Raw genomic sequence first — 14,051 nt, 5'->3', positions numbered from 1 at the left:
CCGGATCTGGAAGCCCAGTAATGGGTGGAGGTGACCGGTACTAATAGGCCGAGGGCTTGTCCATAGAGGCTCGCGTCCACTGTGTGGGTTCTGAGACCACAACCAGGTCGAGAACCCCGCAACCCCCGCCCGTGAGGGTGGTGCAGGGGTTGCGGCTGGTTCTCCCGGTTTTTGTGTGTTTCATAGTGTTTCGGTGGTCATAGCGTGAGGGAAACGCCCGGTTACTTTCCGAACCCGGAAGCTAAGCCTTATTGCGCCGATGGTACTGCGAGGGGGACCTCGTGGGAGAGTAGGACGCCGCCGAACAATCATTGACGGGAGCCCCGTCGGCCTTCGGGCCGACGGGGCTTTCGCCGTTTCCAGACCCTGACCGGCTCCCCACCGCCCAAGGACCGTCGCTAGTGCTGTGGCCGGTGAACCCTCCCGGCCACAGCACTAGGCTGACGCGCATGCGCTACGACCTGGTGATCTTCGACAACGACGGTGTCCTGGTGGACAGCGAACGGATCGCCAACCGGGTGCTGGCCGGCTTTCTCACGGAGCTCGGCCACCCCACCACCCTCGAGGAGTCCGTACGCGACTTCATGGGTTCTTCCGTCACACGGGTGCGCGAGGTGGTCCGCGCACGTACCGGTGACAGCCTGCCCCTCACGTTCGAGGAGGTCCTCCACGAGCGGACCTTCGCCGCCTTCCGGCGGGAGCTGCTGCCCGTCGACGGCATCGACGGCGTCCTGGACAAGCTGGAGGCCGAAGGGGTGCCGTATTGCGTGGCCTCCTCGGGCACCCACGAGCGGATCCGCGTCTCACTGACGAAGGCCGGCCTGTACGAACGGTTCGGTGAGGGCCTGATCTTCAGTGCGCAGGACGTGGCCCGCGGAAAGCCCGACCCCGACCTCTTTCTGCACGCCGCGGGGACGATGGGCGTCCCGCCCGGGCGGTGCGCGGTCGTGGAGGACAGCCCCCTCGGCCTGCGGGCCGGTGTCGCGGCCGGTATGGACGTGTACGGCTACGCGGCGATGACTCCGCCGGACCGGCTGGCCGCCGCACGCGAGCGGTTCACCGACATGAACGCCCTGGTGGGTCTCCTCTCCTCCTGAACCGCACCGGTACGGTGGCGGGCATGAGCGGCGGCGCGGTGTTGATGTGGGACGAGGCGGTCACCGGCTACGACTTCGGTGACGAACACCCCATGGACCCCGTGCGGCTGGCGCTCACGATGCGTCTCGTCGAGGCGTTCGGTCTGCCCGGGACGCCGGGGCTGGACGTGAGGGCGGCCAAGTCCGCCGGGGACTCGACGCTGCGGCTGGTGCACCGGCAGGACTACATCGACACCGTGCGCCGCATCTCCGCCGACCCGCTGACCGCTGACGGATCCTACGGTCTGGGCACCATGGACGATCCGGCGTTCGCCGGGGTGCACGAAGCCTCCGCGCTCATCGCCGGCCAGTCCGTCGGCGCCGCCGAGGCGGTGTGGCGGGGCGAGGCGCGGCACGCCGTCAACTTCTCCGGCGGCCTGCACCACGCGATGCCCGGCTCCGCGGCCGGCTTCTGCGTCTACAACGACGCGGCCCTCGCCGTCGCGCGGCTCCTCGAACTCGGCGCGCGCAGGGTCGCCTACGTGGACGTGGACGTGCATCACGGAGACGGCGTCGAAGCCGCGTTCTGGGACGATCCCCGGGTTCTCACGATCTCCCTGCACGAGCACCCGCGCCTGCTCTTCCCCGGCACCGGATGGCCCGAGGAGACCGGCGGCCCTGCGGCGGCCGGCTCGTCCGCCAACGTCGCACTGCCCCCCGGTACCGGCGACGACGGCTGGCTACGGGCGCTGCACGCGGTGGTGCCCGAACTGCTCGCCGAGTTCCGCCCGGACGCGCTGGTGACGCAGCACGGGGCCGACACCCACGCGGAGGACCCCCTCGCGCACCTCGCGGTCAGCGTCGACGCGCAGCGTGCCGCGGCCGAGGCGTGCCATGCGTGGGCCCACGAGTACGCAGACGGCCGCTGGGTGGCTCTGGGGGGCGGTGGATACGCCGTCGTGGACGTCGTCCCGCGCAGCTGGACGCACCTGGTGGGGATCGCCGCGGGGGCCCCGGTGGCGCCGGACGCGGAGGTGCCGGAGGAGTGGCGCCGCGAGGTGTACGCGCGCACCGGCGTCTCCACGGCTCCGCGGCGGATGACCGACGGCCGGGCGGCGGCGTGGCGCCCGTGGGAGCAGACCGGTTACGACCCCGCGGATGCGCTGGACCAGGCCGTCCTCGCGACCCGTCGCGCGGCGTTCCCCGCCCACGGTTTGCTGCCGTAGGCCCTCCGGTGAGCACGAAGTCGCGTCGCACGCACGGGTGACGGTGCGCGGAGGTGAACGTTCCGCAGGCGCGGACCGTTCACCATGGGCGGCGTGCGGAGTGTTGCCGGGCTGCGGGCGCATCTGCTCGCCGCGGGTCTGGCCGGGACCGTGGCGACGACCCGCGAGCAGAGTCTGACCAGGTACCGGCTGTTCGCCGCGCGCGACCCGCGGGCGCTGCTCGGGCTGGTGCCCGAGCGGGACTGGACCGTCCCGGAGCTGCTGGCTCTCATGGCGCAGCGGTGCGGGGTGTCTCCGGATCCGGCGCGGGTCTCCGGCCGGGACCGGATCGACCCCGACCTCACCCTCGCCGCCCTCGACGTGTTCACCGAGCGGTTGGGCGCCGCCGTCCGCCGCCGTGAGCCGGTGCTCCTCGGCACCGGCCACCCGGACCGTCTGCTGGGCTTCTACACCGCGCTGGCGGCCGCGCTCGCCGCCGCGGGATGCCCGGTGCTGACGCCGGGGCGTGGCCGGCGCGTCGAGGTGGCGACGCGTTTCGGCGTCGTGCCGCACCGCCTGGCGTACGTGCGCGGGGTGGCTGTCCTGCACAGGGTGGGAGCGTGCACGGATCCGGATGCGCCGGGCGCGCACACCCACTCGCCGCTTCCGCTGCGCAGTGCGCTGGCGGCGGCCGCGGCCGAGGGCGGGCGGCTGCCGCAACTGGTCGTCGGGGACCACGGATGGGTCTGCGCGGCGGGCGCGCTCGGCGTCGAGGCGATGGGGCCCGCGGACACGGACGATCCGGCGCCGTTCGTCGGGGAGGCGGAGGGGCGGGTGGCCGTGGCGGTGCCGTTGAATGACGGGGCGTCAGCGGTGCACTACGGCCCGCTGACGCGCTATGTACTCAATCGCGCCCGTCTGTCACAGTAGGAGCCTGATCGCTCTCCTCTTCCCCACTTGCATCACCCGTCCCGTATCTGGGTAGCGCATGGGGTGGGAGCCGCCGGAGGGGAAGCCGGTGTCCGACGTGTGCGGAAGGTTCAGGTGAGACATGGCTGCCGACCAGAGGCCTCTGAACGAGGTCGTGTTCCTGACCGTGGCGGAAGTCGCCGCCGTGATGCGTGTGTCCAAGATGACCGTGTACCGCCTGGTGCACAGCGGTCATCTGCCCGCGATCCGTGTGGGCCGGTCGTTCCGGGTGCCGGAACAGGCCGTCCATGAGTACCTGCGGGAGAGTTACGTCGGGATGGAGAGCGCGTAGTTCCGTACGGGCGTGCGTGCCGCGTCCCCGGCCGGAGCCCCGGAGTGAACCTCGGATTACGTCCCTTCACCGGCGGCGGGTAGGCTGAGCCCATGTAGGTCGTGTGGGCTCGGACGCCCCGCACCGAGTCGGAGAAGTGAGCGAGGGTAGTCGTGGGCTCTGTTATCAAGAAGCGGCGCAAGCGGATGGCGAAGAAGAAGCACCGCAAGCTGCTCAAGCGCACGCGCGTGCAGCGCCGCAACAAGAAGTGAGCGGGCACGCAGCTCGTTGATCCGTCGCCTTCCGCCGCACACCGATGCGTGTGCGGCGGAAGGCGACGGCTTTTTTGTGGTCTGCTGTCCCCAGCGCGGGCCCGGGGCGTGTGCGCCCCCGCGCGTGCATGGTGGACGGTGTGTGCGGGTCGCGACGGTCGACGACAGGGAGATCACGTGGGCAGGGTGGTACTCGTCACCGGAGTCGCCCGGCAACTGGCGGGCCGGTTCGTGCGGCGCGTGCAGCGCGAGGCCGACGTCGACCGGGTGGTCGGTGTGGACGCGGTCCGGCCCGCCCACCACCTGGGCGGCGCCACCTTCGTGCAGGCCGACCTGCGCCAGCCGGTGATCGGTACGGTGCTGGCCGAGCACGGCGTGGACACCGTCGTGCACCTGGACGTCAACGCGACGCCGCTGCATCCGCGCGGGAGCGTGGGGGCGCTCAAGGAGACCAACGTCATCGGCACCATGCAGCTGCTCGGCGCGTGCCAGAAGGCTCCGTCGGTGCGACGGCTGGTGCTGAAGTCCAGTACCGGCGTGTACGGGTCGGCGCCGCGCGACCCCGCGGTGTTCGACGAGGCGACGCCGCCGAAGGCGCTGCCCAGCGGCGGCTTCGCCAAGGACGTGGTGGAGGTCGAGGGGTACGCGCGGGGCTTCGCCCGCCGCCGTCCGGACGTGTCCGTGACGGTGCTGCGCTTCGCGCACGTGCTCGGGCCGACCGTCGACTCGCCGATGAGCGGCTACTTCTCGCTGCCGGTGCTGCCGACGGTGCTCGGCTACGATCCGCGGCTGCAGTTCGTGCACGAGGACGACGCCGTCGAGGTGCTACGCAGGGCTGCGGGAGAGCCGGCCCGGGGCACGTACAACGCGGGCACGTTCAACATCGCCGGCGACGGGGTGCTGCTGCTGTCCCAGTGCGCCCGGCGGCTGGGTCGCCCCACGGTGCCGATACCGCTGCCCGCGCTCCGCTGGGGCGGCTCGCTGCTGAGGTCGGTGGGGGCCTCCGACCTCTCGCCGGAACAGGTCCGCATGCTCACCCACGGACGGGTGGTCCGTACGGCGCAGATGCGGGAACTGCTGGGCTTCGAGCCGCGGTACAGCACGGCGGACGCGCTGCACGCGTTCGCCCGCAGCCGCCCGCAGGGGCTGCTGCCGCCGGAGGGCGTCGGCCGCGCCGTCGACCGTGTCGCCGCACAGCTCGCCCCCGACCAGGCGCGGGCCCGGAACGAGGAGGAGCCGCACCACCATGGGTGACGCGAAAGTGATCCCGTTCGACGACGACCGCGACCGCGACCGTGAGCGTCGGCGCGGCAGCGGCGCGGGCCGGCAGAGCGGCCGCACCCGGTCCCGGCCGGCCCGGTCGGGCGGCGGCCGGGCGGAGTCCGACGGGGCGCCTCTGGTGCCGCTGCCCCACCAGGCCGAGGGGCACGACGGCGGCGCCGGGCACGACGGACCGGACCCGGCGGCGGAAACCCCGGGGCCGTCCGCCGACGGCGCGTGGGAGCAGCGGGCCGCCCGCGGGCTGGCGTTCCTGCGCCGCCGGCTGACCGGCGCGTACGAGGTCGACGAGTTCGGCTACGACGCGGAGCTCACCGACCAGGTGCTGATGTCGCTGCTCCGGCCGGTCTTCGAGAAGTACTTCCGGGTGGACGTCCGGGGCGTCGAGAACATCCCATCGGAGGGCGGGGCACTGGTCGTCGCCAATCACTCCGGGACGCTGCCGCTGGACGGCCTGATGCTCCAGGTCGCGGTCCACGACCACCATCCGGCCGACCGTGCCCTGCGGCTGCTCGCGGCCGATCTGGTGTTCCTGCTGCCGGTGGTCAGCCAGCTCGCGCGAAAGGCCGGGCACACGCTCGCGTGCGCGGAGGACGCGGCGACGCTGCTCGGGCGCGGGGAGGTGGTCGGCGTCATGCCGGAGGGCTTCAAGGGCATCGGCAAGCCGTTCGCCGAGCGGTACAAGCTGCAGCGGTTCGGACGGGGCGGGTTCGTGTCCACGGCGCTCAGGGCGGGCGCGCCGATCGTGCCGTGCTCGATCGTGGGGGCGGAGGAGATCTACCCGATGATCGGCAACTCCCGGACGCTCGCGCGCCTGTTCGGCTTCCCGTACTTTCCCCTCACACCGACGTTCCCGTGGCTGGGCCCGCTGGGGGCGGTGCCGCTGCCGACGAAGTGGACGATCCAGTTCGGCGAACCCATCCCGACCGACGGGTATGCGCCGGAGGCGGCGGACGACCCCATGCTCATGTTCAACCTGACCGATCAGGTCCGGGAGACCATCCAGCACACGTTGTACAAGCTGCTGGTGGGGCGGCGGTCGGTGTTCTTCTGACGGGGCCGGGGTGCCGCGGCGGCCGGTGTCATGTCGGGCCGGCGGGTCGTCGGGAGCGGGTCTTCCCCCGATCGTGACCGTCTTGCGTCGTCGGACGGTGTTCAGCTGACGGGGGTGTCGGTGATACCAAGGAGGCGGGGCGGCGGCCGGTGTGGGGATCGGCCGTCGCCCCGCCTCTTCTGCGGTGACGGGATTCAGTCGTCGCGGGCGTCCACGCCGAGGCCGGGCAGCACGTCCGGGACCAGCGGCGGGAGGGTGAAGTCCGGCCCGGGACGCTCTGCGCCGTCGCGGCCGGAGCCGGGACGGGAGCTGTCCTTGCTCGGACCGGACGACGGCTCGTCGAGCAGGCCGTCGTCGAGCAGGCCGTCGTCCTGCTGCGAGGACGATCCGGACGGCCGGGGGCGGTCGCCCCCGGAGTCGCGGTCCCGCCGCTCGCCCTGCGAGGACTCCGCGGAGGGACTCCCTGACCGGTCGGCTCCCTGCCGTTCCCCGCCGGGCGCGCTCCTCTGCGCCGGTCCGGACTCCGCCGGCGGGTCGGGGAAGAGCGCGCGCAGCGGCTCGACCTCGTGCTCTATGGCGGTGAAGACCTCGGTGACCTCTTCCTCGACGTCCGACAGCTGCACGGGAAGCCGCCCGCGCAGCTCCGCCCACCGGACGCGGTGGTCCTGGGTGAAGGTGGAGAGGGACTGCATGACGCCGATGCCGCCGTCTCGCTCGTACGCGGCGCTGAGCAGGCGGTGGCCCTCTCCCGCGTCGTGGCTCACGCCGGAGAGCGCGCGGCGGATGTCGGCGAGCGCCTCGTGGTCGAGGTTCCCGGTGCGGTCCTGTTCGACCAGGCGGCGTGCCTCGCGCATCCGGGTGGAGGCGTGGTCGAGGTAGAGGAGGCCACGGTCGGCGTCGTCGTCGGCGAGGTCGAGTCGCAGGTCCTCCATGCCGCGCTTGAGGCCGTACAGCGTGTCGCCGGGGAGGGCGTCGGTGCTGGCCGCGGCGACTCCGCCGAGGGCGGAGGCTGCGACGCCGACGCTGAGCCCGCCGGCGGCGAGGCCCTTGCCGAGTCGCGAGGTGGGCCGGAACAGGCCGAACGGTCCGGAGCCGGTGGCGCGGTGGGCTCCCTTGCCGCGCTGGGCGCCGCGCTGCCGGGGGACGAGGCCGTCGCCGGCGCCGAGGGTGCCCTCCGCGACGGCTGCCTCCATGGCCGCGACGAGCTGGGCCCTTTGGACGGTTTTCACCTCCGGGTCCATCTCGGGTCTCGGCAGCGAGCCGAGCCCGTCCGCCAGGGCGAGCAGCTGCGCCTGCTCGTGGTCGCCGTCAGCCGCTACCTCGCCGATCCCGCGGTCGTGCTCGTCCACGGCTTCGGCGAAGGCGTGTGCCCGCCGGCTCGCCGATACGGATCCGATCACGGGCGGCACCTCCTCTCATCAGCACGGTGGACTCCCCACGGCAGGGGGTGGGTTGCGCCGCCGGTGCGCGTACACCCGATCGAGTGAACGCGGGTCGGCGTGTCGCCGCTGCGGGGAGTCTGCATTCCCCCCAACGATCCGAGCGCCGGACGGGTTACGGAGTCACGATGATGTGACCGCGAGCGCATGGCGTGTCACCTGTGGTCATCGAACGTCTTCGGGCATCAGGCGGGCCAGGGTCCGGACCGCCCGGTACTGGAGGGTCTTGATGGCCCCCTCGTTCTTGCCCATGATGCGCGCGGTCTCGGCGACGGTGAGGCCGTGCAGGAACCGGAGCGTGACGCACTCCTGCTGCTGCGGGTTGAGCCGGCGCACCGCGTCGATCAGGGCGTCGTTGGACAGCCGCTCCAGCACGGAGTCCTCCGGGCTGCGCTCGACCTCGTTGGCGTCGAGCATCTCCCCGGTGGTCACCTCCAGCCGGAACCGGCTGGACTTGAAGTGGTCGGCGACCAGGTTCCGGGCGATGGTCACCAGCCAGGCGCCGAAGTCGCGCCCCTGCCAGGTGAAGGTGCCGATCCGGCGCAGCGCCCGCAGGAACGTCTCGCTGGTCAGGTCCTCGGCCGTGGCCCGGCCGCCGACGCGGTAGTAGATGTACCGGTAGACGGTGTCGCTGTACTGGTCGTAGAGCCGGCCGAAGGCGTCGGCCTCGCCGTTCTGGGCGCGCTCGACCAGGTCCATCATCCGGCGGGCCTCGGTGTCGCCGACGGCGGGCCGGCGGCGGGTCGCGGTGCCGGAGGCGCCGCGGGTCGCGGCGCCGGACGAACCCCGGGTGGCCGTTCCGGTGCCGGAGGCGCCGCGCCGTCTGCCGGCGACCCGGGGGCCGGCCGCAGCGCCGGTGGCGGTGCTGTCGGCCAGTGCGTAGCAGGGGCGTGCGGGGACAGGTGCGGCTGCGGCGAGGGCGGGCACGGCGTACGCGGTGGGGACGATCGTGCGCAGTCGGTCGACGACCGAGGTGCGCAGCGTAGCCAGGCCCGAGGCGTCAACCCCGACGTGTGGGTACACGGGACTCCCAGAGGCAGAGCTTCCATCACGTGCACTGCGGGACCGATTCGCCCGGCCAGGGGCGGAGAGGTTCCGCAGGCGTCTGAGGAGAATAACGCTTCGTACAGGCAGTGCTACGCCCAGTTGTTGAAATCGTCGATTCGGTCTGCTCTGTTACGGGTTGGGAGTCGAGAAGTATTCGAACGCGAGTGACATGGTGATCACTTGATAGGTGAAATCTGATGGCTCTATGACCGTTTCTGACCGAGTGTCAGAGTCATGTCTAGGGGAGCGCAGGTGGGGGTAAGACGGCGGGATGCGCCTGCGACGCGCGTCACGGTCTGCCGTTTTCGCGCGGTTGATCGGTGGCTGACCGTTCGGTCCGGTGTACGAGGGTCCGAACCGTCCGAGGGGCCCCTCGCCGGGACGGCCCGTGCCCGTGGCACGGCTCAGGGGGTCCGGTTCAGCGGCGCCGGCGGTGGATGGCCAGCGCGGCGGCGGTGCCGCCGGCCACGGCGCCCACGCCCGCGGCGGCCGGGATGCCGATCTTCGCGGCCTTCCGTCCGGTGCGGTAGTCGCGCAACCGCCAGCCCTCCCGGGCGGCGTGGGCGCGCAGCGAGCTGTCCGGGTTGATCGCGTACGGGTGGCCGACGAGCGACAGCATCGGGATGTCGTTCGCCGAGTCGCTGTACGCCGCACAGCGCTCCAGCTCCAGGTCCTCGGCGACGGCCAGCGCACGGACCGCCTCCGCCTTGGCCGGGCCGTGCAGCGGCTCGCCGACCAGACGGCCGGTGTAGACGCCGTCCACCGATTCGGCGACCGTGCCCAGCGCGCCGGTCAGGCCGAGGCGTCGGGCGATGATGGTCGCGGTCTCCACCGGGGCGGCGGTTACCAGCCACACCCGCTGGCCGGCGTCCAGGTGGGCCTGTGCCAGCGCGCGGGTGCCGGGCCAGATGCGGCCGGCCATGTACTCGTCGTAGATCTCCTCGCCGATCTCCATCAGTTCGCTGACCCGGTGGCCCTTGACGATGGAGAGTGCGCTGTCGCGGGCGTCCTGCATGTGTCCGGCGTTCTCCGCGCCGGCCAGCCGGAAATAGGCCTGCTGCCAGGCGAAGCGGGCGAGTTCGCGCTTCTCGAAGAAGCGCCGCTTGTACAGTCCGCGGCCGAAGTGGAAGAGGGCGGCGCCCTGCATGACCGTGTTGTCCAGGTCGAAGAACGCGGCGGCGCGGGTGTCCCCGGCGACCGGGAACTCCGGTGCTGCGGGCGGCTCGGGCGCTGCCGCCTCCTGCTTCCGTGCGGCCTCCGCGGCTGCCTCGCCCGCGAGGACGCTGCGCGCGGTCGCGGCCCGCTTGGGCCGGGTGAGCCAGGAGGGAAGAGGCATACGGCGAGCATAGCCAGTCCGGGGCAGCGGTCCGTTACGGACGGATGTCGGCTCGCCGTACGGCATCAGGACGGCCGTACGTCCCGCACGCGCGTGCGGGACGCGGGCCGGGTGGCTGGACAATGGGGGCATGAAGACCGTGACGCTGATCGGAAAGCCCGGCTGCCACCTGTGCGACGTCGCGCGGGACACGATCGACCGGGTCTGCGCCGAGACGGGTGCCGTCTGGGAGGAGAAGGACATCAACCAGGACCAGGAGCTGTACCGCGCGTACTGGGAGCAGATCCCGGTGGTGCTGGTCGACGGCGCGCAGCACGACTTCTGGCGCGTCGACCCGGAGCGCCTGCGGCGGGCGCTGGCGGGCTGATGTGCGGCCCGGCCGCCTCCGGAGGGGGTGGCCTCGCGCACGTGGTCGGCGGAGGTTCTACCGGCCGGTAGGCTGGTGGCTCGGGCGCCCGGAATCGGCTGGAATTCGACTATCATCGACGTCGTTTTGCCGTCGGGGGGCGTATACGTGAGGAGTGTGACGCGTGCCCCCCTTGATGCGTGTGGCACCGGTCACGTTGCCAGGGCAAAACGGACACCATCTTTGTGCACGCGTTCACAAAGGCATAGCCTGGGCGCGACGGAGCGGTCCGGGAACGTGCGCAGCGACGTACGCGACGCACCCGGCGTACGGCCGCTCACCGCTTCGCGCAACCGGCAGGAGCACCGTGGCAACCAGCCGAAACCACCGACCGGCGACGAGAGCGAGCCGAGGGATTCCCGAGGCCACCGTCGCCCGTCTGCCGCTGTATCTGCGCGCACTGACCGCGCTCTCGGAGCGTTCGGTGCCCACGGTCTCCTCCGAGGAGCTGGCCGCGGCGGCGGGGGTCAACTCGGCGAAGCTGCGCAAGGACTTCTCCTACCTCGGCTCCTACGGCACCCGTGGTGTCGGCTACGACGTCGAATACCTCGTCTACCAGATCTCCCGCGAACTGGGCCTCACGCAGGACTGGCCGGTCGTCATCGTCGGTATCGGCAACCTCGGCGCCGCGCTCGCGAACTACGGCGGCTTCGCCTCCAGGGGATTCCGCGTCGCCTCGCTCATCGACGCCGACTCCGCCCTGACCGGTCGTACGGTCGCCGGCATCCCGGTCGAGCACAGCGACGAACTCGAGAAGATCATCGCGGAGAACGGCGTCTCCATCGGCGTCATCGCCACCCCCGCGGGCGCGGCGCAGCAGGTGTGCGACCGGCTCGTCGCGGCCGGGGTGACCTCCATCCTCAACTTCGCGCCCACCGTGCTCTCGGTTCCCGAGGGCGTGGACGTGCGCAAGGTGGACCTGTCGATAGAGCTGCAGATCCTCGCCTTCCACGAGCAGCGCAAGGCCGGCGAGGAGGCTCCGCTGGAGGAGACGGCGCCGCCCGCGGCGCCGCCGGCCGCCGCGGTGACGAAGCGGCCCGACTCGGGACCTGACGGGGACGTGCCCGCCGTGATGCCGGCATGAGTCTCCTCGTCGTCGGGCTGAGTCACCGCAGCGCCCCGGTCAGCGTCCTCGAGCGTGTCGCGCTCGAGGCGTCTACGCGCGGCAAGTTGCTGCACGACACGGTCGGCACCGAGCCCGCCGCCGAGGCGGCGGTGCTCGCCACGTGCAACCGGCTGGAGCTGTACGCGGACGTCGACAAGTTCCACGCCGGTGTCGCCGAACTGTCCACCATGCTGGCGCGGCACAGCGGCGTCGCGCTGGACGAGCTGACGCCCTATCTGTACGTGCACTACGAGGACCGTGCCGTGCACCACCTGTTCTCGGTGGCGTGCGGGCTGGACTCGATGGTCGTCGGCGAGGGCCAGGTCCTCGGCCAGATCAAGGACGCCCTCGCCGTCGCGCAGGACGAGCACACCGCCGGGCGGCTGCTCAACGACCTCTTCCAGCAGGCGCTGCGGGTCGGCAAGCGCGCCCACACCGAGACCGGCATCGACCGGGCGGGACAGTCCCTGGTCACCTTCGGACTGGAGACGCTCGTCTCGCTGGCGGCACCCGGGGCGGAGGGCGACGTGGCCCGCTGGGTCGCCGGCCGGCGCGCGCTGGTGATCGGCGCGGGTTCGATGTCCTCGCTGGCCGCGACCACGCTCGCGCGCTGCGGTGTCACCGAACTGGTGATCGCCAACCGCACCGTGTCCCGCGCGGAGCGCCTCGCGGCGAGCCTCGCCGACGAGTACGGCTTCGCCGGGATCGCCGACGTGCAGCCCGGGTCCCTCGGCGCGGGCCCGTCGGTGGGAGCGGAGGCTTCCGGCTGCGGGCTGTGTCCCGACGCGGAGGCCGGTGGCACCGGAGACCACGCTGGCCCCGCCCCGCCCCGCCGCTTCGCCGCGCGGGCCGCGGCCGTGGAGGAGATCCACGCGGAGCTGCCGTACGCCGACATCGTGGTGTCCTGCACCGGTGCGACCGGGATCGTGCTGACGGCCGACGACGTCCGCGCCGCGCTCGCCGCGCGCGACGGGGCACGGGACGCCGCGCACGGTGCGGCGGCCGGAGACGCCGGCCCGGCCCCCGGCGGGCGGCGGATCGTCGGCGTGCTGGACCTCGCCATGCCGCGGGACGTGGACGCCGCCGTGCACCGGCTCGACGAGGTGCGGCTGGTCGACATCGAGTCGCTGGCCGAGGCCGCCGCCGACGCCCCCATGGCCTCCGACGTCGACGCCGCGCGCGGCATCGTCGCCGAGGAGGTCGCCGCCTTCGGCGCCGCCCAGCGGGCCGCCGTCATCACCCCCACGGTCGTCGCGCTGCGCGCCATGGCCTCCGACGTGGTCGCCGCCGAGATGGCGCGCCTCGACGGCAGGCTCCAGGGCCTCGACGACAAGCAGCGCGCAGAGATCACCCAGACCGTCCGGCGCGTCGTGGACAAGCTCCTGCACGCGCCGACCGTACGGGTCAAGCAGCTCGCCGGCGAGCCCGGCGGCGCCGGGTACGCCGACGCCCTTCGCGAGCTCTTCGACCTCGACCCGCAGGCCGTCGCCGCGGTCAGCAACCCGGAACAGGAGCGGCAATGAGCACCGGCCCCACCCACGGCGGCCCCGGCACCGGCCCGGACGCCGGCCTCGACGCCGGCGCCCTCCGGCTGGGCACCCGTCGCAGCAAGCTGGCGATGGCCCAGTCCGAGCAGGTCGCCGAGGCCGTGCGCCGGCTCACCGGCCGCCCGGTCGAACTGGTGCAGATCACCACCTACGGCGACACCAGCCGTGAACACCTGGCGCAGATCGGCGGCACCGGCGTCTTCGTCACCGCGCTGCGCGACGCACTGCTGCGCGGCGAGATCGACTTCGCCGTGCACTCGCTGAAGGACCTGCCCACCAGCCAGCCCGAGGAGCTGCACCTGGCGGCCATCCCGGTCCGCGAGGACCCGCGCGACGCGCTCATCGCCCGCGACGGCCTCGGCTTCGAGCAGCTCGCCCGCAGCGGCGAGCGCGCGGGCCGCCCGGCGCGCATCGGCACCGGATCGCCGCGCCGCATGGCGCAGCTGGAGGCCTGGGCGCGGGCGCTGGGCGTCGTGATCGAAACGGTGCCGATCCGGGGGAATATCGACACGCGGATCGGGTACGTGCGCTCGGGCGAGCTCGACGCGGTCGTGCTCGCCGCCGCGGGGCTGAACCGGGTCGGCCGGGCCGACGAGGTCACCGAACTGCTCTCCCCGGACACCGTACTTCCCGCCCCCGGCCAGGGGGCACTGGCCGTCGAGTGCGTCGCGACCGACGTACTCCTCGCCGCCCAGCTCGTCGAGCTCGACGACCCGCACACGCGGGCCGCCGTGACCGCCGAGCGCACCCTGCTCGCCGCCCTGGAGGCCGGCTGCAGCGCACCCGTCGGGGCGCTCGCGGACCTTCCGGGCGACGGGCGGACCGTCACCGAAATGCGCCTGCGTGGCGTCGTCGGCACCACCGACGGCAAGACGCTGGTGCAGCTGTCCACCACCGGTCCCGCACCGGCGTCCGCCGACGACAGGGCGACCCCGCAGAGGATGGGGCGCCGACTCGCCGACGAGATGCTGGCCAAGGGCGCGGCCGGTCTGATGGGGGAGCGAGCACTTTGAGCCCCACCACCGCCAAGACGCCGGCCGACCGCA

The 14,051-nt window shown here is 72.7% G+C and carries 14 protein-coding genes and 1 rRNA gene; 12 read left to right on the top strand and 3 right to left on the bottom strand.

Annotation, left to right across the window (positions count from 1 at the left end; translation table 11 throughout):
- Nucleotides 1-189: 189 nt before the first annotated feature.
- From rrf to RM572_RS18440, 8 genes are all read left to right on the top strand, one after another.
- Nucleotides 190-306: ribosomal RNA gene (gene rrf / locus RM572_RS18475) — 5S ribosomal RNA — on the top strand.
- Nucleotides 307-449: 143 nt separating this feature from the next.
- Nucleotides 450-1,097, top strand: a complete 648-nt coding sequence (locus RM572_RS18470; protein WP_311674453.1) for an HAD family hydrolase — start codon at nucleotides 450-452, stop codon at nucleotides 1,095-1,097.
- 23 nt (nucleotides 1,098-1,120) lie between these two features.
- Nucleotides 1,121-2,302 carry an acetoin utilization protein AcuC gene (locus RM572_RS18465; RefSeq protein WP_311674452.1) on the top strand — a complete coding sequence of 394 codons (1,182 nt, stop codon included), beginning with the start codon at nucleotides 1,121-1,123 and terminating at the stop codon, nucleotides 2,300-2,302.
- Between the two features lie 84 nt (nucleotides 2,303-2,386).
- A complete protein-coding gene (locus tag RM572_RS18460) occupies nucleotides 2,387-3,211 on the top strand; it encodes a phosphatase (protein WP_311674451.1) in 825 nt (274 codons plus the stop codon).
- A 121-nt stretch (nucleotides 3,212-3,332) separates the two neighbouring features.
- The gene (locus RM572_RS18455) at nucleotides 3,333-3,542 is read left to right on the top strand and encodes a helix-turn-helix domain-containing protein (RefSeq protein WP_027764613.1); all 210 of its coding nucleotides are present in this window, start codon (nucleotides 3,333-3,335) and stop codon (nucleotides 3,540-3,542) included.
- A gap of 152 nt (nucleotides 3,543-3,694) precedes the next feature.
- Nucleotides 3,695-3,793, top strand: coding sequence for a 30S ribosomal protein bS22 (locus RM572_RS18450; RefSeq protein ID WP_003948845.1), 99 nt, complete (start codon nucleotides 3,695-3,697; stop codon nucleotides 3,791-3,793).
- 177 nt (nucleotides 3,794-3,970) lie between these two features.
- Nucleotides 3,971-5,047: an NAD-dependent epimerase/dehydratase family protein gene (locus RM572_RS18445; RefSeq protein ID WP_311674450.1), complete on the top strand. Its 1,077-nt coding sequence runs from the start codon at nucleotides 3,971-3,973 to the stop codon at nucleotides 5,045-5,047.
- Nucleotides 5,040-6,125, top strand: a complete 1,086-nt coding sequence (locus RM572_RS18440; RefSeq protein ID WP_311674449.1) for a lysophospholipid acyltransferase family protein — start codon at nucleotides 5,040-5,042, stop codon at nucleotides 6,123-6,125. Before RM572_RS18445 ends, RM572_RS18440 begins: the two co-directional genes overlap by 8 nt.
- Before the next feature lie 194 nt (nucleotides 6,126-6,319).
- Here the strand turns inward: RM572_RS18440 and RM572_RS18435 are convergent, their stop codons facing one another.
- From RM572_RS18435 to RM572_RS18425, 3 genes are all read right to left on the bottom strand, one after another.
- On the bottom strand, nucleotides 6,320-7,525 hold the full coding sequence (locus RM572_RS18435; protein ID WP_311674448.1) for a DUF5667 domain-containing protein: 1,206 nt from the start codon (nucleotides 7,523-7,525) through the stop codon (nucleotides 6,320-6,322).
- 204 nt (nucleotides 7,526-7,729) lie between these two features.
- A complete protein-coding gene (locus RM572_RS18430; RefSeq protein ID WP_136182947.1) occupies nucleotides 7,730-8,587 on the bottom strand; it encodes an ECF subfamily RNA polymerase sigma factor, BldN family in 858 nt (285 codons plus the stop codon).
- A 442-nt stretch (nucleotides 8,588-9,029) separates the two neighbouring features.
- On the bottom strand, nucleotides 9,030-9,947 hold the full coding sequence (locus RM572_RS18425; RefSeq protein ID WP_027764608.1) for an HAD family hydrolase: 918 nt from the start codon (nucleotides 9,945-9,947) through the stop codon (nucleotides 9,030-9,032).
- Nucleotides 9,948-10,077: 130 nt separating this feature from the next.
- On the opposite strand from RM572_RS18425, the gene RM572_RS18420 reads away from it, so the two are divergent.
- From RM572_RS18420 to hemC, 4 genes are all read left to right on the top strand, one after another.
- Nucleotides 10,078-10,314, top strand: coding sequence for a glutaredoxin family protein (locus RM572_RS18420; RefSeq protein ID WP_037790714.1), 237 nt, complete (start codon nucleotides 10,078-10,080; stop codon nucleotides 10,312-10,314).
- A gap of 346 nt (nucleotides 10,315-10,660) precedes the next feature.
- On the top strand, nucleotides 10,661-11,437 hold the full coding sequence (locus tag RM572_RS18415; RefSeq protein WP_311674447.1) for a redox-sensing transcriptional repressor Rex: 777 nt from the start codon (nucleotides 10,661-10,663) through the stop codon (nucleotides 11,435-11,437).
- Nucleotides 11,434-12,981 carry a glutamyl-tRNA reductase gene (gene hemA / locus RM572_RS18410; RefSeq protein ID WP_311674446.1) on the top strand — a complete coding sequence of 516 codons (1,548 nt, stop codon included), beginning with the start codon at nucleotides 11,434-11,436 and terminating at the stop codon, nucleotides 12,979-12,981. Before RM572_RS18415 ends, hemA begins: the two co-directional genes overlap by 4 nt.
- Before the next feature lie 95 nt (nucleotides 12,982-13,076).
- Nucleotides 13,077-14,018, top strand: coding sequence for a hydroxymethylbilane synthase (gene hemC / locus RM572_RS18405; protein ID WP_051308521.1), 942 nt, complete (start codon nucleotides 13,077-13,079; stop codon nucleotides 14,016-14,018).
- The last annotated feature ends 33 nt before the right edge of the window (nucleotides 14,019-14,051 follow it).

Origin of the sequence: Streptomyces hazeniae (genome assembly GCF_031845485.1) — a bacterium.
GTDB classification, from domain to species: domain Bacteria; phylum Actinomycetota; class Actinomycetes; order Streptomycetales; family Streptomycetaceae; genus Streptomyces; species Streptomyces hazeniae.
Note: the sequence above shows the minus strand (reverse complement) of the source record. Positions and strands in the feature narration are given on the sequence as shown.